The sequence below is a fragment of the Paeniglutamicibacter sulfureus genome, from assembly GCF_030512175.1.
GTDB lineage: Bacteria > Actinomycetota > Actinomycetes > Actinomycetales > Micrococcaceae > Paeniglutamicibacter > Paeniglutamicibacter sulfureus.
In genome coordinates, this window is the sequence record NZ_JAULBL010000002.1 from 1,417,110 (window position 1) to 1,438,619 (window position 21,510).

Annotated in this window: 17 protein-coding genes; 10 read left to right on the top strand and 7 right to left on the bottom strand. The window is 67.1% G+C overall.

What is annotated here, in order from left to right:
- The first annotated feature begins 15 nt into the window (after positions 1 to 15).
- Complete coding sequence (locus tag Q2T94_RS20575; RefSeq protein WP_436836829.1) at positions 16 to 2,385, top strand: ATP-binding cassette domain-containing protein; 2,370 nt, start codon at positions 16 to 18, stop codon at positions 2,383 to 2,385.
- A gap of 88 nt (positions 2,386 to 2,473) precedes the next feature.
- Here Q2T94_RS20575 and Q2T94_RS13175 read toward each other — a convergent pair whose 3' ends face one another.
- Positions 2,474 to 2,935, bottom strand: coding sequence for an NUDIX domain-containing protein (locus tag Q2T94_RS13175; RefSeq protein WP_302264903.1), 462 nt, complete (start codon positions 2,933 to 2,935; stop codon positions 2,474 to 2,476).
- 62 nt (positions 2,936 to 2,997) lie between these two features.
- A complete protein-coding gene (locus tag Q2T94_RS13180) occupies positions 2,998 to 3,873 on the bottom strand; it encodes an aminodeoxychorismate lyase (RefSeq protein WP_302264904.1) in 876 nt (291 codons plus the stop codon).
- A 100-nt stretch (positions 3,874 to 3,973) separates the two neighbouring features.
- On the opposite strand from Q2T94_RS13180, the gene cls reads away from it, so the two are divergent.
- Positions 3,974 to 5,464: a cardiolipin synthase gene (gene cls / locus Q2T94_RS13185; protein ID WP_302264906.1), complete on the top strand. Its 1,491-nt coding sequence runs from the start codon at positions 3,974 to 3,976 to the stop codon at positions 5,462 to 5,464.
- 36 nt (positions 5,465 to 5,500) lie between these two features.
- On the opposite strand, the gene Q2T94_RS13190 is transcribed toward cls, so the two are convergent.
- The 5 genes from Q2T94_RS13190 to Q2T94_RS13210 all read right to left on the bottom strand — a co-directional run bounded on the left by Q2T94_RS13190 (position 5,501) and on the right by Q2T94_RS13210 (position 11,005).
- Complete coding sequence (locus Q2T94_RS13190) at positions 5,501 to 7,543, bottom strand: chorismate-binding protein (RefSeq protein WP_302264908.1); 2,043 nt, start codon at positions 7,541 to 7,543, stop codon at positions 5,501 to 5,503.
- A complete protein-coding gene (locus Q2T94_RS13195) occupies positions 7,533 to 8,042 on the bottom strand; it encodes a low molecular weight protein-tyrosine-phosphatase (RefSeq protein ID WP_264270373.1) in 510 nt (169 codons plus the stop codon). The genes Q2T94_RS13190 and Q2T94_RS13195 overlap by 11 nt, the downstream gene beginning before the upstream one ends.
- A gap of 120 nt (positions 8,043 to 8,162) precedes the next feature.
- Positions 8,163 to 8,783, bottom strand: coding sequence for a LysE family transporter (locus Q2T94_RS13200; protein WP_302264910.1), 621 nt, complete (start codon positions 8,781 to 8,783; stop codon positions 8,163 to 8,165).
- 50 nt (positions 8,784 to 8,833) lie between these two features.
- Positions 8,834 to 10,324 (bottom strand): glycoside hydrolase family 1 protein, encoded by a 1,491-nt coding sequence (locus tag Q2T94_RS13205; RefSeq protein ID WP_302264912.1) that lies wholly within the window; start codon positions 10,322 to 10,324, stop codon positions 8,834 to 8,836.
- 216 nt (positions 10,325 to 10,540) lie between these two features.
- Positions 10,541 to 11,005, bottom strand: coding sequence for a MarR family winged helix-turn-helix transcriptional regulator (locus tag Q2T94_RS13210; protein WP_302264914.1), 465 nt, complete (start codon positions 11,003 to 11,005; stop codon positions 10,541 to 10,543).
- A gap of 110 nt (positions 11,006 to 11,115) precedes the next feature.
- Here Q2T94_RS13210 and Q2T94_RS13215 point away from each other — a divergent pair, with 110 nt between their 5' ends.
- The 8 genes from Q2T94_RS13215 (at position 11,116) to Q2T94_RS13250 (ending at position 21,508) form a co-directional block, all read left to right on the top strand.
- On the top strand, positions 11,116 to 13,260 hold the full coding sequence (locus tag Q2T94_RS13215) for an MMPL family transporter (RefSeq protein ID WP_302264915.1): 2,145 nt from the start codon (positions 11,116 to 11,118) through the stop codon (positions 13,258 to 13,260).
- A 258-nt stretch (positions 13,261 to 13,518) separates the two neighbouring features.
- On the top strand, positions 13,519 to 15,321 hold the full coding sequence (locus tag Q2T94_RS13220) for a DEAD/DEAH box helicase (RefSeq protein WP_302264917.1): 1,803 nt from the start codon (positions 13,519 to 13,521) through the stop codon (positions 15,319 to 15,321).
- Positions 15,322 to 15,638: 317 nt separating this feature from the next.
- Complete coding sequence (locus Q2T94_RS13225) at positions 15,639 to 16,112, top strand: hypothetical protein (protein WP_302264919.1); 474 nt, start codon at positions 15,639 to 15,641, stop codon at positions 16,110 to 16,112.
- A gap of 343 nt (positions 16,113 to 16,455) precedes the next feature.
- Entirely contained in the window at positions 16,456 to 18,309 is a 1,854-nt protein-coding gene (gene dnaK, locus Q2T94_RS13230) for a molecular chaperone DnaK (protein WP_264270380.1), read from the top strand.
- Positions 18,310 to 18,324: 15 nt separating this feature from the next.
- Entirely contained in the window at positions 18,325 to 18,885 is a 561-nt protein-coding gene (locus Q2T94_RS13235) for a nucleotide exchange factor GrpE (RefSeq protein ID WP_302264920.1), read from the top strand.
- Between the two features lie 190 nt (positions 18,886 to 19,075).
- Entirely contained in the window at positions 19,076 to 20,041 is a 966-nt protein-coding gene (locus Q2T94_RS13240; RefSeq protein ID WP_264270382.1) for a DnaJ C-terminal domain-containing protein, read from the top strand.
- 97 nt (positions 20,042 to 20,138) lie between these two features.
- The gene (locus tag Q2T94_RS13245) at positions 20,139 to 20,579 is read left to right on the top strand and encodes a heat shock protein transcriptional repressor HspR (RefSeq protein ID WP_264270383.1); all 441 of its coding nucleotides are present in this window, start codon (positions 20,139 to 20,141) and stop codon (positions 20,577 to 20,579) included.
- The gene (locus tag Q2T94_RS13250) at positions 20,576 to 21,508 is read left to right on the top strand and encodes an alpha/beta hydrolase (RefSeq protein ID WP_302264922.1); all 933 of its coding nucleotides are present in this window, start codon (positions 20,576 to 20,578) and stop codon (positions 21,506 to 21,508) included. The genes Q2T94_RS13245 and Q2T94_RS13250 overlap by 4 nt, the downstream gene beginning before the upstream one ends.
- Positions 21,509 to 21,510 lie beyond the last annotated feature (2 nt).

Here is a 21,510-nt window from a genome sequence, read left to right on the forward strand (position 1 = left end):
GACGCGGCAGCCATCATGACATCACCTTCGATGCTGGACCGTGAAGCCGGCGCCCCGGACACCGGCCGCCGGGTGGCCACGGCCGTCTCGGTCAGCGCCCGCAACTGGGGTTGGCGGCATGCCGACCGCGCCCAGCCGGCGCTCCGCGGCCTTGACCTGGATATCCGCGCCGGGGAACGCGTGCTCCTGGCCGGTCCTTCGGGCGCCGGCAAATCCACGCTGCTCTATGCCCTGGCAGGGGTCCTGCACGAGGACGACGAGGCCTATTCCTCCGGCGAACTGCTGCTGGACGGAATCCCCTCGGCCCAGGGCCGCGGCCTGGTCGGGCTCATGCAACAGGACCCCGAAACCCAGGTCGTCCAGGCCCGGGTTGGGGACGACACGGCTTTCGGTGCCGAAAACCTGTCGGTGCCGCCGGAAGAGATCGCCCAACGCATCATCGATGCCCTCGATGCCGTGGGCCTCGATGTCCCGCTGGACCACCCCACCGCCGCACTTTCCGGCGGACAAAAACAACGCCTGGCCCTCGCCGGGATCCTGGCCATGGGCCCGGGGCTGGTCCTGCTGGACGAGCCGACGGCGAACCTCGACCCGGACGGCGTGCTGGAGGTCCGCGACGCGGTGCTGGCGGCGCTGGATGCCACCGGGGCGACCCTGCTGATCGTCGAACACCGCCTGGAGGCCTGGGCTCCGCACATGGACCGGGTCATCGTGTTGGAACCGGGCGGCGGCATCGCCCACGACGGAACCCCCGACGAGCTCTTCGGGCCCGGGAAGGTCCGCGAGGAACTGATCTCCGCCGGGGTCTGGGTCCCCGGATACACCCCGTCGATCCACATGCGGCCCGCCGCAACCGATGGCGGCGCACTGCTGCTCGAGGCCAAGGAGCTGGCGGTCACCCGGAAGCGCGGCGGATCAATCGCTGCCGGGGGACTTGACCTGCGCGTCGCGGCCGGCGAGGCCTGGTGCGTGCGCGGGGCCAACGGCTCGGGCAAATCGACCTTCGCCCTGACGCTCGGGGGCTTGCTGCCGCAGGCGTCCGGCACGGTGCTGGCCACCGGGGAGCTGGCTGCCGGCTCCGAGGCCCGCCCCTACCACTGGCGCGCCACCGAACTGGTGGGACGCATCGGTTCGGTGTTCCAGGAACCGGAGCACCAATTCGTCACCAACACGGTCCGCGAGGAATTGGCCTTCGGGCCTGCCCACGCGGTCAAGCCCGGCACCCGGGAACCGCTGTTCACGGAGGGGGAGATCGAGGCACGGGTCGAAACGCTGCTGTCGCGCCTGCGGCTGGGACATCTTGCCGAGGCGAACCCCTTCACGCTTTCGGGCGGTGAGAAGCGACGTCTCTCGGTGGCCACGGTCCTGGCTTCGGGCCCGCGGATCCTGATCCTTGACGAGCCGACCTTCGGCCAGGACGCCAACACCTGGCGGGAGCTGGCGTTGTTGCTTCGTGAGGAACTGGAGCGCGGCACGGCAATCATCGCCGTGACCCACGACGTGGATTTCGCCCGTGCCCTCGGTGCCGGCGAATTTGTCCTCGAGAGCCCGGGGACCGCGCATGGCGAACCCGGCGTCGCGGTCCGGCCCGGGTTGCTGGAGGCCGATGCGCGCGGCGGGGCCAGTTTCCTGGGCAGGGCCAACCCCCTGGCCAAGCTCGCCGCGGTGGCGCTGGCGACGATCCCGCTGGTGGCCTCCATGGACTGGGTCAGCAGCGCCCTCGTGGTGATGGCGACCTTCCTGGCCTTGCCGCTGGCGGGGCTGTCGATCCCGCGCTTTCTGGCTCGCGGCTGGCCGCTGCTGCTCGCGGCGCTCTTCGGGGCCTGGGGCACCGCACTGGTGGGCAACGATTCCGGCGCGGTTCTTCTTGACCTGGGCATCTTCGACATCACCGAGGGTTCGCTGGCTGCCGGCGCCGCCACGGGCCTGAGGGCCTTCGCGATTGCCATCCCGGCGGTGCTGGTGCTGTTCACCACCGACCCCACGGACCTGGCCAACGCGCTGGCGCAGAAGGCGCGGCTTCCGCACCGCTTCGTGCTCGGGGCGCTGGCGGGCATGCGCCTGCTGGGGTTGCTGATTGAGGAGTGGACCACGCTGGGCATGGCCCGGCGCGCCCGCGGCGTGGGCAGCCGGGGCTCGGCGGGGCAGCGGCTGCGCGCCAACCTGGGACAGGTCTTCGGGCTGCTGGTCCAGGCCATCCGCCGGGCCTCGCGGCTGGCGGTGACCATGGAAGCCAAGGGCTTCGGGACCAATGCCCGGACCTGGCTCCGGACCTCTGTCTACGGGCGGCGGGATGCCGTCATCGTCGCCGCCGGCCTGCTGCTGGGTGCCGCGGCCACCTGGGCGGCCGTCACGTTGGGAACATGGAACCTGGTCTGGAGCTAGCCAGGCCAACGACACGACGGGGCCTTTCCCGGGTGCATCTTGCGATGGGCACGGGCAAGGCCCCGTTTGTTTCCCTGGGTGCTCCGGGCTACCCGGTGAAGCCCAGCGAGGCGATGGCCGGCAACGTGCCGGCCGCAAGGTTTTGCAGCACGTAGCGTTCATGCTCCGGCATGGGGTCGGGCAGCTTGTCCAGATCGAACCAGGCAATGGCCCCGCACTTCTCCGGCTCCATGATGCTCGGTTCCCCGGCCCAGCTGGACACGGCAAAGAAGAAGTCCACGCGCTGGGCGCGCGGCGAATCCCCGCCGTTGGTGCGGTGCAAGGTTGTCAGCGGGAGCAGGTCCCGTGGATCCACCCGCAATCCCATTTCCTCGGCGGCCTCGCGCACCGCGGCGGCTTCCACCGATTCCCCCGCCTCGACATGGCCGGCAGCGGCGCAGGCCCAGTGCCCGTCCATGAAGCCGGTGTTTTGGCGCAACTGGAGCAGCACCCGGTTGCCGCGGCGCAGCACCACGTAGGCGGCGGGCACCAGCTGGAACAGCTCTTGCATGGGGGCGTGTCTCGAATCCTTGGGGGGTCTGTCGGGGTCGTAGTTGCGGGCAAGCGCCCCCCCTAGGCGATGGCGTCGACCATCGCGGTGAGCTCGGCGTGCAGCCCGGCGTCGCGGGCAATGGCTGTGCCGTCGATGGAGTTCACCGGGGTCAGCAGCCGCACGCTGGAGACCAGCCAGAGGCCTTCGGCAGCCAGCAGGTCCTGCGGGGTCAGCGGCCCGTAGCCCAGTTCCCACCCGGCTTCCCGCGCGGCGGCAAAGATGGCGCCCTGGGTCGTGCCGGGAAGGATGCCGGTTTCCAGGGTCGGGGTGATCAGCCGCTTGGTGTCCCCGTCACGGTGTGCCATGAGCACCGTGGACGTCGGGCCCTCCAAGACGATTCCGTCGCTGGAAACGAAGATGACATCATCGGCGCCCAGCTTCCTGGCATGGCGCAACGCTGCCATGTTCACCGCGTAGGACAGCGTCTTGGCGCCCATCAGCAGCCACGGGGCGCGCTCGGCGACCCGCGAGTCGTAGCCGCGATCCAGGAAGATCACCGAGACCCCGCTCTCGCGCTGCTTCCGTCCCAGCTCCGGGGCGGGGGAGACCATGACCCAGGACGTGCCGTGCCCGGTGCCCTCGGTGCCGCGGGTGGCCACGAGCTTCACGACGGCTTCCTCGCTGGGGGACTCGGCATCGTAGGCTGCCACGGCCGTCTTGATCGCCGTGCGCCAGTCCTCCTCGTGCGGGATCAACAGGTCACACGTTGAGGCCGAGACGCGCATCCGTGCCAGGTGGGCGTCGAGCTTGCGCACGACCCCGCGGGAGTACAACGCGGATTCGAAGATCCCGTCCCCGCGCGTCACTCCCTGGTCGAGGACCGAGAGCTGTGCGGTTGCGGCATCGGCGATGCGGCCGGCGGGAAAATCGCTGTCAAGGAACACAAGTGCAGTCATGGCTACCAGATTACCGCCGCGAAAGTGGTTCTCCGGTGTGCGCCGTGCGGGCGGTAGTCTGGGGTATGGCCAGCAATCCGGCTCTGGCAAGGAGGGATCCATGGACGCAGGCAACGACGCACTGGAGATTGGTGCAGCCTTGTGGTCGATCGCCGTGGGCATCGAGCTCACCATCCGCATCACCATGGTGGGAATCGTTCCGGGCAACCGTCGCCCGACCACCGCGATGGCGTGGCTCCTGGCCATCTTCTTCCTGCCCGTGGCGGGCCTGCTGCTCTACCTGCTTTTTGCCAACATCAAGCTGTCGCGGCGCCGCATCGAACGCCAGCGCCGCGTCAACGCGTCGATCCTCGAAGCCACCCGGCACCTGAGCGGGGACACCTCGGCGCCCGATGCCCCGGACTGGGTGCTCTCTGCGGTCCAGCTGAACCGGAGGCTGGGCGCGCTGCCCCTGCAGGCCGGCAACGCGGTGGAGTTCATCACCGGCTACAAGGAATCCCTGGATGAAATGCGCCGGGAAATCGACAGGGCCCGGCGCTACGTGCACGTGCAGTTCTACATCATCGGCGACGACGAGCAGTATGTCGCCCCGTTCCTGGAGGCCCTGGAGCGGGCGGTGGCGCGCGGGGTCAAGGTGAGGGTGCTCTTTGACCACCTGGGCTCATTGCGCGTCAGAGGCTACTTTTCCCTGGTACGGCGGATGAGCGCCGCGGGCATCAAGTGGCGGCGGATGCTTCCGCTGGCGCCCTTCCAGCGCAGGTGGCGGCGCCCGGACCTGCGCAACCACCGCAAGATCGTGGTGGTGGACGGCCAGGTGGCCTTCACTGGCAGCCAAAACCTCATCGAGCCCGGATACAAACGCAGCAGCGCGCACAAGCTCGGGCGGGAATGGGTCGAGCTCATGGCCAAGATCCGCGGCCCGCTGGTGACCAGCCTGGACGTGGTCTTCGCGACGGACTGGTCCCAGGAATCCGACGAGGACCTGCTCAACGACCTGGCGGTGGTGGAAGAGGCGATGACCGAGGCGCCGAACGCCGGGGAGGACCTGGGGCAGGTGGTGCCCAGCGGACCGGGTTTCGAGTCGGAAAACAACCTGCGGCTGTTCAACACGCTGATCTATTCGGCCACCGAGCGCCTCTCCATCACCAGCCCCTACTTCGTCCCCGACGATTCGCTGCTCTATGCCATCACCACCGCCGCCCAGCGCGGGGTGGCGGTGGAACTCTTCGTTTGCGAGAAGGGCGACCAGGCCCTGGTGCAGCACGCGCAGCAGTCCTACTACGAAGCCCTGCTGCGGGCAGGGGTGCGGATCTACCTCTACAAGGCCCCCGCGGTCCTGCATTCAAAGTGCATGGCGGTGGACAACGACGTGGTGGTCATGGGGTCCTCCAACATGGACATGCGTTCCTTCTCGCTGAACCTTGAGATCACCCTGATGCTCCTGGGCGCGGACCTGGTCGGTGAGCTGATGAAGGTTCAGGACATCTACCGGGCCAACTCGACCGAGCTCACCCTCGGGACGTGGAGCCGGCGCACCCCGGTGAACCGGTGGATCGACAACGTGGCACGGCTTTCAGCCACCCTGCAATAAGCCCGGCGCCGCCGAAGGAGGGTGCCGGGGGGCCGTTCAAGGTCCCGGGAATACGCTGCCCAGCGCGGAGAGGACGCCGAAGGCCTTGGTCCTGACCTCGTCCCATTCCTCCTGCGGCGACGAATCGGCGGTGATGGCACCGCCCACGCCCAAGGACAGGTTCCAGGTGCCGGGGGCAGCGGCGCTGCCCATGACCAGGGTGCGGATGACGACCGACAGGTCGGCGGCGCCGGTGGCGGAAAAATACCCCACGGCCCCGGAGTACAGCCCGCGGGCCCTGCCGTCCTCGAGCACATCCAGGATCTCCATGGTGGAGACCTTTGGCGCACCGGTCATGGAACCGGCGGGGAACGCCGCGGCAATGGCCTCGGCGCGCGGGGCACCGGGACGCAACCTGGCGTCAATGGTGGAGACCATCTGGTGGACGCTCGCATAGCTTTCAATGGCGCACAGCCGCGGCACCGAGAGGGTGCGGGGATCGGCGAAATGCGACAGGTCGTTGCGCAACAGGTCCACGATCATGATGTTTTCGGCGCGGTCCTTGGGAGAGCTTTCCAGCTCCCGGACCAGGGCCAGGTCGGCCTCGGGCGAGTCACCGCGCGGCCTGGTGCCCTTGATGGGTTCGGCGCGCATCCAGCCATCGGAACCGATCGACATGAAACGCTCGGGGGAGGTGCTGGCCGCTGCCATGTCGCCAAAGCGCAGGTAATGCGCGAACGGCGCGGGGTTCGCAGCGCGCAGCCGCAGGTAGTTCTCCCACGGGTCGCAGGGCACCGCCTCCGCGCGCAGGGACGTGGTCAGGCAGACCTCGTAGCTGTTGCCCAGGCGGATCTGTTCCTGTGCGCCACGGACCTTTTCCAAGTAGGCGGGGCGGTCGTCATGCGAGGTGAACGCGGGTGCCGGGACCAGCGGCGCGGGCACGGCGGCGGTGGTAGGCAGCTGTGGCAGCAGCTCCCGGACGCGGCCGAAGAAGCCCTCGGCGTCAGCGGCAGCGGTGGACAGCAGGTGCACCGTGGAGGCCTGATGGTCAACGACTACTACTTGGGAGGGCCTGATCATGGCGGCATCCGCCGGCCCAGAGGGTACCTGCGAGTCCACCCGGATGTCGCTGCCGCCGGTTTCCCGCTTGAGTTCGTACCCCAGGTAGCCCAGCCAGCCGGGAACAAACGGAATCTCGCCTTGCGCCGGCAGGAAGCCGGCGGCATCCCAGCTGCGGGCGAGCCAGTCGAAGAAGCCGCCCGCGAGCCTCGCCGTGGCGGTGCCCTCGTGCAAGATCCCCACCGCGCCGCGGTGTTCATAGACCGCGCAGTGATCGGTGGTGGCAGCGGCCATGATGGAGTAGCGGTTGCGTTGGCGCGGGTCCGCGAAGCCCAGGTTGCTGGATTCGAGCAGGACCGCGTGCCCGGCTTCGGCGTAGAGTGCTTCGAAGAGTGCGGCTGCGTCGGGGGCCGCCTGCAGTGCGGTGTGCACCGGTGCTTGCGCCGCGGACTCGGTGCGTTCGGGGGAGAGTGCCGGGGCACACCGGGGCAAGGCCTTCAGCGCGCGCAGCACGTGGTCCGGGGCGCTTCCGTCCGCCCGGTTCTCCACGGTGACATCGGCGTGGTCGGGGACCGCATCGGCGGCGAGATACGCCTCCTCCTGGGCTGCCCAATGGTCCCAATGCTCGGCAAAGACCGCACCGTCGCGTTCCAGCGCCCTGACCTTGCGCGTGGCATCGGGAACCTGGACCCAGATCACTGCATCGAGCAGTTCGCGGGCGGCGGCACAGCCGGCACCCACGCCCTCGATGATCACGACGGGTGCGGGGGAGAGCGTGGAGCGCGGACCGGGGGTGCTTGCCGCCCAGTCCCAGTTGTTCCAGACCGCGGCCTCCCCGCGCGACAGGGGTGCAAGGACCTGGGTGACATAGTCGTGGGTGCCGGCTTCCAGGCCGTCCCATCCGGGGTAGATGTCCTCGAGGTGGAAGAGTGCTACCTCTCGGTGGCGGCGCAGCGCGGTGGCAAGTTCCGCGGCAAGCGTGCTCTTTCCCGCGCCCGATCTTCCATCGATGCCAAGGACCAGTACGGGGCTAGTTGCCACGTTGGGGCATGATGTGTGCGCGCACGTAGTCGAGAACGCCCGGGATGGCGGCGTTGACCATTTGCCAGCACAGGCGGAAGTCCGCCGAGTCGCCAAACCACGGATCATAAATGCCCTGGCCTTCGACCGGGGCCGAGGCCAGGGTCGTGTCGAAGGAGCGCATCATGCGCAAGTCGGGCCGGGGCACCGAGGAATCGGTAGGCAGCATCTTTGCCAGCGTCGCAAGGTGATCCTGGTCCATGGCCAGCAGCAAGTCGACACCGGTGATCATGGCGGGGTCCAGCACCCGAGCCACGTGCTCTTCGGCGTTGATGCCGTGGGACTGCAGGATGGCGGCGGCCCGCGGGTCGATCGCGTTCCCCACCTCGCCGTCGCTGGTGCCGGCGGACTCGACCGAGACGTCGACGATTCCCGCATCGCCAAGCGCGGTGCGAATCATGTACTCGGCCATGGGGGAGCGGCAGATGTTGCCCGTGGACACTGTGATTATCCGGAACATGGTTTTAGTCTAGGGCCCTGAAGCACCTCGTGACAGGACCAAACACGGTTCGCCGCGATGGTTATCGGATTGTGGCCTTGGCTGGGCCTTCCGAGGGGCCTGGTGCGGGGTTGCAGCGACTCAGTGGATGAAGACCAGCAGGGCTGCGACGAAGATGAAGAGCGTGCCGAAGACCAGATTCAGGATCCGCTGGCCCCGCTCGGTGGCCGTGAAGCGGCTGAAGCTCTTGGCCGAGGCTGCGAAGAACAGCCACATCACCATGATGTCCACCGCCACGATGGTGCCGATGAAGACCAGGTACTGTGGCAGCGCGGGGGCATCGAGGCGAATGAACTGCGGTGTGAAGGCCAGGAAGAACACGATGGCCTTGGGGTTGAGCAGGTTGATCCACAGCCCGCGCCTGAACATCGAGAGTGCCGATTCCCGGCCCTTGACGTCAAGCTCCGCCGCATCCTGCGGCTTGGCCAGGATCAGCCGCACGCCCAGGTACACCAGATAGGCGGCCCCGGCGTAGCGGATGGCGGTGAAGGCTGCCGGGGAACGGGAGACCAGCAGCCCGACGCCGGCAGCGACCACGACCACGTGCACCAGCAGCGCCGCCTGCTGGCCCAGGATTCCCCACATGGAACGGCGGAACCCGGAGTTCAGCGAGTTGGTCATGGTGTTGATGGCCCCGGCGCCCGGGGTGAAACTGATCAGCGTCGAGGCGCCAAGAAGCGAAAGCCACAGGGAAAGAGTCACCGCTCAAGTTTAGGGCAGCTCCCCGATCCTCCCGTACCCGCGGCCAGCCGTTACCGGCGGGCCGGCAGACGGTGCGAGGCCGCAACCTGCGCGTACCACTTGGCCGAGGCCTTGGGGATGCGGGCCTGGGTGTCATAGTCGACTCGCACGATCCCGAAGCGCTTGTCGTACCCGAAGGACCACTCGAAATTGTCCATGAGCGACCACACCAGATACCCGCGCACGTCCGCGCCCTGCTCCATGGCCCGGTGCGTGGCGCGCAGGTGCGCGTCGATGAAGGACAGTCGGTCCCCGGAATCATCGACAAAGCCCGATTCGTCGGCCACGTCGTCATAGGCGGCACCGTTCTCCGTGATCACCATGGGGATGCCGGCCGGGCCGGTGTAGTGCTCCTCCAAGCGCAGCAGCAGGCGTTCCAGTCCCTCGGGTTGGACCTCCCAGCCCATGGCCGTGCGTGGCAGGTCCCGCCAGGCGCGCCCCACCTGTTCGCTGCCCACTATCGGGGAGCGGCGGGGCAGGCCGCGATCCGAGGCGAACACCAGCGACTCATCGGGTGCTGGCGGCGTCGTGGGCCCGGCCACCAGCTCGCCGTTGTAGTAGTTCACGCCCAGCACGTCGATGGGAGCGGCGATGACCTCCAGGTCGTTGCCGCGGATATGGCGTTCAAGTCCGGCCTCGGCCATGTCCTCGAGCACATCCGTTGGGTATTGGCCGCGGAAAATTGGATCGAGGAAGATGCGGTTGAAGGCGCCGTCGATGCGCCGTGCGGCATCGACGTCGACCGCGTTGGCGGGGTTGGCCGGATCTGCCACGGTGAAGTTGAGCGTGATCCCCAGCCGGTGGTCCTTGTCCGCCACTTCCCGCATGGCGCCGGTGGCCAGCCCGTGCCCCAGCAGCAGATGGTGCGCCGCTGCCACCGCCTCTTCCGGGTTCGTGTGCCCGGGGGCGTGCTCGCCGCCTGCATAGGAAAGGAAGGAAGAACACCACGGCTCGTTCAGCGTGGTCCAGTCGGTGACACGGTCCTTCAGGTGCTCGAACACTTCAAGCGCGTAGTCGGCAAAGCGGTAGGCGGTGTCGCGGTTGGCCCAGCCGCCGCGCTCCTGCAGCGCCTGCGGCAGGTCCCAGTGGTAGAGCGTGAGCCACGGGGCGATCCCGCGGCCCAGCAGCTCATCGACCAAACGCGAGTAGAAGTCCAGCCCCTTGGGGTTCAGGGTCCGGTCCCCGGGCTTGATCCGCGCCCACGAGGTGGAGAACCTGTAGGTGTCCAGTCCGAGCTCGGCCATGAGCGCCACGTCCTGCGGCATCCGGTGGTAGTGGTCCGCGGCAACGGATCCGTCGTGCCCCTCGAAGACGGCGCCGGGCACCCGGCAAAACGCATCCCAAATGGAATCCTCGCGGCCCTCCTCATGGGCGGCGCCCTCGATCTGGAAGGCCGCAGTGGCGGAGCCGAAGCGGAATCCGGGCGGAAACTCAAGGGTGCGCGTGGAATCGAGTCCGGCGGCAAGCGGGTGGGGCGTGCCGGTGGTGGGGAGTTCGGTCATGGCGGGGAGTGGTCCTCAACGATCATGAACGCACCAGCGTTCGGCCGACGGTTGCCACGAGCCTAGTGCGAATCGCCGCCGCGGGCCAGAGTCGGCGGGCAAGGCCGGGGGAGGAGCCCTTCCCGGAACGTGAGCCCGTGCCGCGCTCGCAGGGCCGCGCTCGCAGGGCCGCGCTCGCTGGGCCGCGCTCGCAGGGACGCGGCCCGGCGAGCGCGGCTAGGGGTGCTCCGCGTCGTTCCGTGCCCTGTCCACGCCGGCCGCCGCGTCGGCCATGAAGCGGGAAACCAGCTTCACTTCCTCGTCGGTGTAGGTGGAAATGACCTCCATCATGCGCGCCGCCAGGGGCGCAAACATGGCACGCCCGTCGGCCTGCGCCTTCGGGGTCATCTTGATGCGGACCACGCGGCGGTCCTTGTCGATGCGCAGGCGCTCGATGTGGCCAACGCGCTCGAGCCGATCCAGCATGGCGCTGGTGGCCGGTGAACTCAGTTGCAGGGTCCGCGAGAGGTCGCCCGGGGTCGGAGGGTTTCCCGCACGTTCGAAGCGCATGATGACGGCCAGGGCGTTCATGTCCGTGCGGTGGGTCTTGTGCCGGGCCCCGGTCGATTCGACGTAACGGTCCGATGCCTGACCGAACTGCTGAAGTAGCAGGACGAGTTCGAAGGCGGCGGCGGGATCCATGCGGACCATTCTATGCCGGAACTTGAAATAGTTCCATGATGGAAATACTCTTTGATGGATACGTAGCGGCATGTGGGCGCAAAGCCGCCCGAACAACGAGGGGTTGGATCATGGGCAATCACGTCATGGGGGCCGGGAGTGGCCCCGGCCAGCGGGTAGTGAATCGCCGGCCCGGAACGGGCAAGGCGGTCTTCCGCGCGGTGCTGGCCGTCGTGCTGGTGGCGCTGTGGCTGGGCATCGCGGGCGTGGGCGGGCCGACCTTCGGCAAACTCGGCGAGGTGCAGACCAATGACCAGGCGGCTTTCCTGCCGGCCACTGCCGAGGCGACCCGCGCCCTTGAGTGGCAGGCGAAGTTCCGCACTTCCGACGCCATCCCGGCGGTGGTGGTGATTGCCGGGGAATCGGCCATCGACCAAGAGGAAATCAAGGCCCTGACGGCATCGCTGAAGGACCTGGACGGACTGGACGGCGAGATTGTCGGTCCCTTCGCCTCCGAGGACGGACTTGCCGCCCAGTTGCTCGTTCCGCTGGATGGCAGTGGCGAGGTCGAGGATGCCGTAGAGACGCTACGGGCCGAGCTGGGCGAGCGGGTCCCCGCTGGCACCCGTGCCTACGTCACCGGGCCGGCCGGCTTCAGCGCCGACCTCGTTGAGGCCTTCGGCGGGATCGACGGCGTCCTGCTGGGCGTGGCGCTCGGCGCGGTCTTCCTGATCCTGCTGCTGGTCTACCGCTCTGTCCTGTTGCCCCTCACGGTGCTCTTCACCGCCGTCGCCGCGCTCTGCGCAGCCATCTTGGCGGTGTACTTCATGGCCAAGGAAGGCTGGATCCGGTTGGACGGGCAAAGCCAGGGCATCCTCTCGATACTCGTCATTGGTGCGGCGACAGACTATTCCCTGCTGTTCGTGGCCAGGCACAAGGAAGCGCTGTCCGGCGGGAAGGATCGCTGGGAAGCGGTGGCGACTGCGTGGAAGCGATCCGCGGAACCGATCCTGGCCTCCGGCGGCACCGTGACCGCGGGCCTGCTGTGCCTGCTCTTCTCGGACCTCAATTCCAACAAGGCGTTGGGCCCCATTGGGGCCAGCGGCATCGTTTTCTCCATCATCGCGGCCCTGACGTTCCTGCCCGCCGCCTTGGCACTGCTGGGCAGGAAGGCCTACTGGCCCTTCATGCCCAAGCCGGAGGCCCGGCTGGCCCCCGAGGAGTTGCCCGCGGGCCTGTGGGGACGCGTCGCCGGTTTTGTCGGCCGCCATCCCCGACCCATCTGGGTGCTGACCGCGCTGGTGCTGGCCGCCGGGGCGCTGGGCATGACGCAGCTGAAGGCCTCGGGTGTGCCGCAGAGCGAACTGGTCCTGGGCCAGACCGATTCCCGCGACGGGCAAATCGTGCTGGGCGAACATTTCCCGGGTGGCACCGGGAGCCCCTTGTTTGCCATCGTCGATGAATCCAAGGCGAACGAGTTGCTGGCCTCGGTGCAAGACGCCGACGGGGTGGCCTCGGCCTATCTCCAGGCAGCCGACGGCGGGCCGGCGTTGGCCCAGGCCGGCAGGGAGCCACAGCTGGTCGAGGGACGCAGCCTGATATCCATCACCCTGAACGACGCCGCGGATTCCGATGCGGCCAAGTCCACGCTGATCGACCTGCGCGAGATGCTCCACCAGGTGGACGCCGGCTCGTTGGTCGGCGGAACCACCGCAACCCTGGCCGACACCGCCACGACCGCCCAAGCGGACCTGATCAAGATCATTCCGCTGATTCTCGGTGCCATCCTGGTGATCCTGATGTTGCTGCTGAGATCGATCCTGGCCCCGGTGCTGTTGGTGGCAACCACCTTGCTCTCCTACGGCACGGCCATGGGCGTCTCTGCATGGGTGTTCAACGGCCTCTTCAACTTCGCCGGAGCCGATCCGTCGGTTCCGCTCTTCGGCTTTGTGTTCCTGGTGGCGCTGGGAGTTGACTACAACATCTTCCTGATGACCCGGGTCAGGGAGGAATCCCTGGTCCACGGGACGCGTTCGGGGGTCCTGCGCGGGCTGGCGGTCACCGGAGGGGTGATCACCTCCGCGGGCGTCGTGCTGGCCGCGACCTTCGCCGCCCTGGGCATCATCCCCATCATGTTCCTGGTCCAGCTCGGATTCATCGTGGCCTTCGGCGTCCTGCTCGACACCTTGGTCGTTCGGTCGCTGCTGGTTCCGGCGCTGGTCCGCGACATCGGCCCCAAGGTCTGGTGGCCGAGCAAGCTCGGAAGCACAAGGTAACGGATCTCTCGTTCGGCGACGGGCCGGGTACTGATAGGCTGGTTACTTGTAGATCGGTAAGGTGCAAGCACTCTGCTTGCCATCCGAGGGTCTATGCGTCGACAGACTGGATTTCCCGACCCGCCGCATGCTCCGTCTCCCCTTGCGGGAGCCGCTCGCGGCCGGTCGATGTGCGCCTAGCGCCATCTTGGTTCTCTCTTTTCTTCGGCGACCACGCGCGCCGAAACCGTCGTGCGAAGCTTTGAGAGAAAGTACCACGTGAGTCCTTCATTCACTTCCCTTGGCGTGCCCGCAACCTTTGCCGACGTCCTCGCGGCGCAGGGAATCGAAACCGCATTCCCCATCCAGGAAGCCACCCTTCCCACCACCCTGAACGGCGGCGACGTGCTCGGCCGCGGTCAGACCGGCTCGGGCAAGACCCTGGCCTTCTCCCTCCCTGTGGTTGCCCGACTGGCAGCCAACCCCAAGCCGCGCAAGGCCCGCTTCCCGCGAGCCCTGATCATGGCACCGACCCGCGAACTGGCCACCCAGATCGCCAAGGTCGTTGAGCCGTTGGCCAAGGCCGTGGACCTGCGCGTTGCCGTCGTCTTCGGTGGCGTCTCACAGCTGCGCCAGGAAAAAGACCTGAACGCCGGCGTTGACATCCTCATCGCCTGCCCCGGACGCCTCGAGGACCTGCTCAAGCAGCGCGTCGCCGACCTTTCCCGCGTGGAAATTTCCGTGCTGGACGAGGCCGACCACATGGCCGACCTCGGCTTCCTTCCGGTCGTCAAGCGCATCCTGGACCAGGCCCCGCGCGGCATCCAGCACATGCTCTTCTCCGCCACCTTGGACAACGGCGTGGACAAGCTGGTCCAGCGCTACCTCGAGAACCCGACCGTGCACTCGGTCGACGCCCCGACCGCCGCCGTGAACACCATGGAGCACCACGTGTTCCTGGTCTCCAACGACGACAAGAAGGAACTGGTCCGCACCCTGGCCTCGGGTTCAGGTCGCCGCATCATGTTCATGCGCACCAAGCACCACGCCAAGAAGATGGCCGTGTGGCTGTCCAAGTGCGGCATCCCGACCGTTGACCTGCACGGCAACCTGAGCCAAAACGCCCGCGACCGCAACCTCGCCGCCTTCTCGGCCGGGGACGCCCGCGTGCTGGTGGCCACCGACGTCGCCGCCCGCGGCGTGCACGTCGACGGCGTCGAGCTCGTGGTCCACATTGACCCGCCGGCAGAGCACAAGGCCTACCTGCACCGCTCGGGCCGTACCGCTCGCGCCGGTTCGGATGGAACCGTTGTCACCATCGCCACCCCGGACCAGCAGGGCGACGTGAAGTCGCTGCTCAAGGCCGCAGGCCTCAAGGTTCCGATGGTCAAGGTCACCCCGAACGCCCAGGTTGTTTCCGACGTCGTCGGTGAGCGTGCCGAGACCGTTGCCTATGTCGCACCGCAGCTGCGCAGCACCGCCACCGTCCGCAAGGACACCCTGAACGACTCCGACGCAGCAGGCGGCCGCGGCCGTCGCCGCGGCGGTCGCGGCACCGCGAAGAGCGCCGGTGGCGAAGGCCAGCGCCGCGAGGAAAACCGCGGCGAGCGTCGCCCCGAGAGCCGTGGCGGCAACGCCCCGGCCGGTCGCGGAGGCGAACGCCGCACCGAGAACCGCGGCGAGGGCCGTGGCTACGCTGCCGCCGGTGGCCGTGGCGGCAACGCCCCGGCCGGACGCGGCGGCGAACGCCGCACCGAGAACCGCGGCGAGGGCCGTGGCTACGCTGCCGCCGGTGGCCGTGGCGGCGACCGCCGCACCGACAACCGCTCCGACCGCCGTGTCGACGTGCGCCAGGACGATCGCGACGTGGCCCGTCGCGGCGCCGTCCCGAACCGCGGCTCGGCAGCCGCACGCAACAACGCCGGCCAGCGCCAGGGTTCCGGCGCCGGTTCCCGCCCGCGCGGCGGCAACACCATCGCCGATGCGCTAGGCGCGTCCAAGGTGGAAGCCGCAACCGGGGCAGGCCGTGGACGCGGTCCGCGCCGTGCCTCCTCGCCGGCCTCGAACGGCCGCAACTCCTAAGGCCTTTCCTGCCACCACGGATGGCTGGGCTTGAGCCACCGGCTGGGTCCGGGTTCACAACGAAAGTTGCGAACCCGGACCCAGCCTTCGTTAAGACCCAGCCTTCGTTAAGGGGGGATCAAGGCCCTTTTCACTTTCATCCCTTTGGCTGAATGCGGCGGGTCCGGGCTAATGAGAGATCATCCTTTTGAGCATCGAGACCGGCAGGACGAACCAATAATCTAGAGGAAACAACGCGCGGCGGGAGAGCACCGAAACGCATCACCCGTTTCGCAATGAAGCCCGCATGGCGACCCCTGCGACATTTGGAGAAGGCCTTGATTGAATCCCTGCAGCAGTTCACATCCAGTTTCCCTCCGGCGCTGCAGTGGCTCGCCGTGATGCTGGTGGCAGCCATTCCCTTCATTGAGTCCTACTTCGGCGCGGCACTCGGCGTTGTCATAGGCATCAACCCGGTGATTGCGATTTTTGCCGCAGTCGTGGGCAATGTGGCCTCCATGCTGCTGCTGGTCAATGGCGCGCACTTCGTGCGCCGAAAGGTGGCCAAGGAGAAAGAAGCACCGTCACTGAAGTACGCCAGGCTGCGCGCGGCCTTCGAGAAGTACGGCATTGCCGGCGTCAGCCTGTTGGGGCAGACAATCCTGCCAAGCCAAATCACCTCGGCGGCACTGGTCTCCTTCGGCGCGGCCAAGGACAAGGTCATCTTCTGGCAAATCATTTCCATCATGCTCTGGGGGACCGCCTTCGGCCTGCTCGCCTACCTCGGCGTGGATCTGGTCCTGGGGAGCTAGCTGCCCGCCGGTCTCGACCGGGGCGGGAGGACAAGGCCTTACCGGGTCCAAATCCTTGCCTGGACCTGGTCCCGGCGGCACGCCCGGTCGGGCTGAGGTGGGCCCGGCCGGCCGATCTCTGTCAGCGAACGGCTCTCACAGAAAACTCTCAGTTCCCCGGAATTCCGGGGAATTTTTCTGTTCCGGGGGCGTCAAAAACCCTCTTGAACACAAAGTTGAGTGATGGCCGCTCAACTTTGAATTGACATCATTTTGGTGACGGGTAAACTTGAGTGCAGAACGCTCAACCGATTCAAATCGGCTGGACGTTGGTTCATTTCCCCAAGGTAAGAAGGAGCATCCCATGTCTCGTGCCGTAGGTATTGACCTCGGAACCACCAACTCCGTTGTATCCGTCCTCGAAGGTGGCGAGCCCACCGTCATCGCCAACGCCGAAGGCAACCGCACCACCCCGTCGGTTGTTGCCTTCGCCAAGAGCGGCGAGGTATTGGTTGGCGACATCGCCAAGCGCCAGGCCGTGAACAACATCGATCGCACCATTGCCTCGGTCAAGCGCCACATGGGCACCGACTGGAACGTCTCGATCGACGACAAGAAGTACACCGCGCAGGAAATCTCTGCACGTACGCTGATGAAGCTGAAGACCGACGCCGAGTCCTACCTGGGCGAAAAGGTCACCGACGCTGTCATCACCGTCCCGGCCTACTTCAACGACGCCGAGCGCCAGGCCACCAAGGAAGCCGGCGAGATCGCGGGCCTGAACGTCCTGCGCATCGTCAACGAGCCGACCGCAGCAGCACTGGCCTACGGCCTGGACAAGGGCAAGGAAGACGAGCTCATCCTGGTCTTCGACCTCGGCGGCGGAACCTTCGACGTCTCCCTGCTGGAAGTCGGCAAGGACGAAGACGACTTCTCCACCATCCAGGTGCGCGCCACCTCGGGCGACAACCGCCTCGGCGGCGATGACTGGGACCAGCGTGTCGTTGACTGGCTGCTGGCCCAGGCCAAGCAGAAGGGTGCCGACCTGTCCAAGGACAAGATCGCCCTGCAGCGCCTGAAGGAAGCAGCGGAGCAGGCCAAGAAGGAACTCTCCTCGGCCACCTCCACCAACATCTCCCTCCAGTACCTCTCGGTCACCGCCGACGGTCCGGTCCACCTGGACGAGCACCTGTCCCGCGCCAAGTTCCAGGAACTGACCAACGACCTGCTCGAGCGCACCCGCAAGCCGTTCAAGGACGTTATCGCCGAAGCCGGCGTGAAGGTCTCCGAGATCGCCCACGTGATCCTCGTTGGCGGCTCGACCCGCATGCCCGCAGTCGTTGACCTGGTCAAGGAGTTGGCCGGCAAGGACGCCAACAAGGGCGTGAACCCGGATGAGGTCGTCGCCGTTGGCGCCGCACTTCAGGCCGGCGTGCTGAAGGGCGAGCGCAAGGACGTTCTGCTCATCGACGTCACCCCGCTGTCCCTGGGCATCGAGACCAAGGGCGGTGTGATGACCAAGCTGATCGAGCGCAACACCGCGATCCCGACCAAGCGTTCGGAGACCTTCACGACCGCCGAGGACAACCAGCCTTCGGTTTCCATCCAGGTCTTCCAGGGCGAGCGCGAGTTCACCCGCGACAACAAGCCGCTGGGCACCTTCGAGCTGACCGGCATTGCGCCGGCACCGCGCGGCATCCCGCAGGTCGAGGTCACCTTCGACATCGACGCCAACGGCATCGTCCACGTCTCGGCCAAGGACAAGGGCACCGGAGTCGAGCAGTCGATGACCATCACCGGCGGCACCGCGCTGTCCAAGGACGACATCGAGCGCATGGTCCGCGAAGCCGAGGAGCACGCCTCCGAGGACAAGAGCCGCCGCGAGGCAGCCGAGACCCGCAACGCGGCCGAGCAGGCAGCCTACTCCGTTGACAAGCTCATCAAGGACAACGAGGACAAGCTGCCGGAAGAGGTCAAGACCGAGGTCCAGGCCGACGTCGACGCCTTGAAGGCAGCCCTTGAGAAGCAGGACAACGACGACGAGGTCAAGACCGCGTTCGAGAAGCTGCAGGCTTCGCAGACCAAGCTGGGCGAGGCCATCTACTCGCAGGCACAGAGCGAAGGCGCAGCAGCCGACGACGCCGAGGCACCGAACGCCGAGGAAGACATCGTTGACGCCGAGGTCATCGACGAAGACGACGAAAACGTCAAGAAGTAAAGGGGCGCATCGACCATGTCAGAGGAAAATCACGACGAGGCCACCTCACACGAAGAGGTAACTCCCGTTGACGAAGCCCATGACTCGGGCGACGCGTTGAGCCAAGCAGAAGCCATCCTCAATGAGGCTGGCGGCGAGGCCGGGGAGCAAACCCCGGCCAGCGACAAGGAAGCCGAATTGCGCGAGGACCTGTTGCGCCTGCAGGCCGAATACGTCAACTACCGCAAGCGCGTCGAGCGCGACCGGGACGTGGCACGCGAAAACGCCGTGCAGTCGGTCTTCACCAACCTGCTGCCGGTACTCGACGACATCGACGCGGCTCGCCTGCACGGGGACCTGGTCGACGGGCCGTTCGCTTCGATCGCCAACAAGCTCGACGCGGTGCTCGAGGGCCTCGGCCTGGAGCGCATCGCCGAGGCCGGCGTGGCGTTCGACCCGAACGTCCACGAGGCACTGATCCAGCAGCCGCATGCCGAGATCTCGGCGGACCATGTGGCGCAGGTGCTTCGCCCCGGGTTCAAGAAGGGTGACCGCATCCTTCGCGCAGCCCAGGTGATCGTCTCCCTCGGGGAGTAGGCACCAACACGCGGCACCTGCAGCAATGCAGGTGCCGCACCCCCCACCAAGGTGCGGCGGCTCGCAATGGTTCCAGCGATGGAACCGGTGATCCGCCGCATACTTGGTGGATCCAACATCACGGATTTCTCCCTGCCACGATTGAGCGGCGGGTGAGCCACAAGGATTTTTACAGCAAAGGAGGCGCCCAGTGGCAAGCCAGGACTGGGTCGACAAGGATTTTTACACGATTCTTGGCGTCTCCAAGGACGCCAGCGACGCGGACATCAAAAAGGCATACCGGAAGATGGCGCGGAAATACCATCCGGACACCAACTCCGGGGATGCCGAGTCCGAGCGAAGGTTCAAGGACATCACCGAGGCCCATTCGGTGCTTTCGGATCCCGAGGACCGCCAGCAGTACGACGCCATCCGTGCCATGGGCTCGGGGGCGCGATTCAGCGCAGGGGGCCACGGCGGGGCACCGGGCAACGGCGGCTTCGAGGATGTCTTCTCCAACCTCTTCAACAGCGGAGGCGGGGGCAGCCGACGCGGCGGCCAAGTCCCACCCGATTTTGCCGACCTCTTTGGCGGCGGCGGAGGGTTCGGCGGCTTCGGACAACAGGCACCTCGCAAGGGCGCCGACCGAACTGCAAGCACCACGATCTCCTTTGCCGGTTCCATGAAGGGAACCACCATCGGCCTGCGCGAGGCCAATGGCGAGGTCATCGACGTGCGGATTCCAGCCGGGATCAAGGACGGGCAATCGGTCCGAGTCCGCGGCAAGGGTTCGCCCGGCTCCGCCGGTGCCGGCGACCTGATCGTCAAGGTCAACGTCAAGCCGCACCCGGTCTTTATCCGCGAAGACAACAACATCCGGATCCACGTGCCGGTGACCTTCGACGAGGCCGCCCTGGGCGGGCAGATCGAGATTCCCACGCTGACCGGCGAGACCGTCAAGCTGAAGGTCCCGGCCGGCTCCTCGAATGGCCGCACCTTGCGCCTAAAGGGGCGCGGGGTGAACACCTCCAAGGTCACGGGCGACCTGCTGGTCACCCTGGATGTGGTGGTTCCGCAGAACCTTTCCAAGGAAGCCAAGGCGGCCGTCGAGGCCTTCGCCGAGGCCACCAAGGCGGAGAACCCACGCGAGAGCCTGCTCTCGCGTGCAATTCTCTAGTTATCGATCGCCCCGTGCCGCCCGACAGCGGCACGGGGCGCTTCGCAATGCCAGGAAATTGGCTACGGTGGATGACAATAATTGAAAGGCAGGGATCATGGGCAATGACAGACTAAGGCCGATCTTCGTCATTTCTGTGGCGGCCGACCTGGCCGACATGCACCCCCAGACGCTGCGCCAATACGACCGGCTGGGTCTGGTTTCGCCCTCCCGCCAAGGCGGCAAGCAGCGCAGGTACTCCGAACACGATGTGGACTTGCTGCGGGAAATCCAGCGGCTCTCCAAGGACGGGGTGTCCCTGGAGGGCATCAAGCGCATCATGGCCCTGGAAAACCAGGTTGCCGCACTGAGATCGAGGGTCGGTGAACTGAGCAACGAGGTCTTCGCCCTGCGCAGCGCCCGCCAGGCGTCCGGACTCGGACGCGTCTTTGCCGCCGGCAGCACCGGCGACGTGGTGTCGCTGGCGCGGGGCCAACGGCCGCGCGGCCGCAGCCAAGCCGTGGTGGTGTGGAAGCCGCGGGGCAAGCAGCTTCCGTGAACAGCAGCGATGATTCGCCACTGACTTCGGGTGAGAGCTATGCGCGGCTCTCCGCCGCTGCCCACGACCGGTTCGAGGCGTTGTGCGCGATCCGCGGCCGGCTGGGCACGTCCCATCGCCAGGGCCTGGACGGCACCGCCCATGCCTTGCGCCGAGGGTCCATGGACCCGGCCATTCCGTCCCGCCACCTGCTGTACCTTGATCTCTCCGCCAGAGAACCACTGGCGGCCGTCGCCGTGGGCGACCTGGACACCGCCACCCACGTCACCTTCCAGCTCTCGGGGACCGGGATCCGGGCACGCAACGCGTTGTGGGGCAGCGTGCGGGAGGCCGGACAGCTGTACCTGGAACAACAAAAGGTAGGGGTCGCCGAACCCGCGGTCGTGGCCTGGCTGGGATATCGAACACCCAATCTGGCCGGCGCACTGCTGAACACCGCGGCGCGGCGCGGCCTGCAACGGCTGGGCCAGGACCTGGCTACTTTCGTCCGGCTGCGTCCCGACAAGCCGCTCATGGCTGTGGAGGCGCACTCCTATGCGGCGACCCTTGCGGCACAGGTGCTGGACGCGGAATCCGGGCGCGGGCTTGGGGCCCAGGCGCTGGCCATGATCGGTTCGGCCGGGATTCCCCGGCACTTTTCGCGGGATCCGGGCCGGCTCAACGTGCCATCGGCCAACATCTACGAGGCGATCGCCGAGGGGGACTACCTGGCATGGCTGGGGCGCGCCTTCTCGGGTCGCACATTGCTTGCTGGCCACGAATTCAACGTCGGACCGAAGCCGGGGCTGGGGTTGCACGCGGCCCAGGGCCACAATACCTCCCAATTCCGGGACGACAAGCCGTCCTCGACGAGGGGTTATCGGGATCCCGACACGCTTTCGCTGCGGAACCTGGCGCTGATCACCACCGGACAGGCACCCCTGCCTTAAAC

Coding starts and splice junctions, on each gene's coding strand:
- Q2T94_RS20575 (WP_436836829.1), top strand. CDS start 16: ATGACATCACCTTCGATGCTGGACCGTGAAGCCGGCGCCCCGGACACC.
- Q2T94_RS13175 (WP_302264903.1), bottom strand. CDS start 2,935: ATGCAAGAGCTGTTCCAGCTGGTGCCCGCCGCCTACGTGGTGCTGCGC.
- Q2T94_RS13180 (WP_302264904.1), bottom strand. CDS start 3,873: ATGACTGCACTTGTGTTCCTTGACAGCGATTTTCCCGCCGGCCGCATC.
- cls (WP_302264906.1), top strand. CDS start 3,974: ATGGACGCAGGCAACGACGCACTGGAGATTGGTGCAGCCTTGTGGTCG.
- Q2T94_RS13195 (WP_264270373.1), bottom strand. CDS start 8,042: ATGTTCCGGATAATCACAGTGTCCACGGGCAACATCTGCCGCTCCCCC.
- Q2T94_RS13205 (WP_302264912.1), bottom strand. CDS start 10,324: ATGACCGAACTCCCCACCACCGGCACGCCCCACCCGCTTGCCGCCGGA.
- Q2T94_RS13210 (WP_302264914.1), bottom strand. CDS start 11,005: ATGGATCCCGCCGCCGCCTTCGAACTCGTCCTGCTACTTCAGCAGTTC.
- Q2T94_RS13215 (WP_302264915.1), top strand. CDS start 11,116: ATGGGCAATCACGTCATGGGGGCCGGGAGTGGCCCCGGCCAGCGGGTA.
- dnaK (WP_264270380.1), top strand. CDS start 16,456: ATGTCTCGTGCCGTAGGTATTGACCTCGGAACCACCAACTCCGTTGTA.
- Q2T94_RS13235 (WP_302264920.1), top strand. CDS start 18,325: ATGTCAGAGGAAAATCACGACGAGGCCACCTCACACGAAGAGGTAACT.
- Q2T94_RS13245 (WP_264270383.1), top strand. CDS start 20,139: ATGGGCAATGACAGACTAAGGCCGATCTTCGTCATTTCTGTGGCGGCC.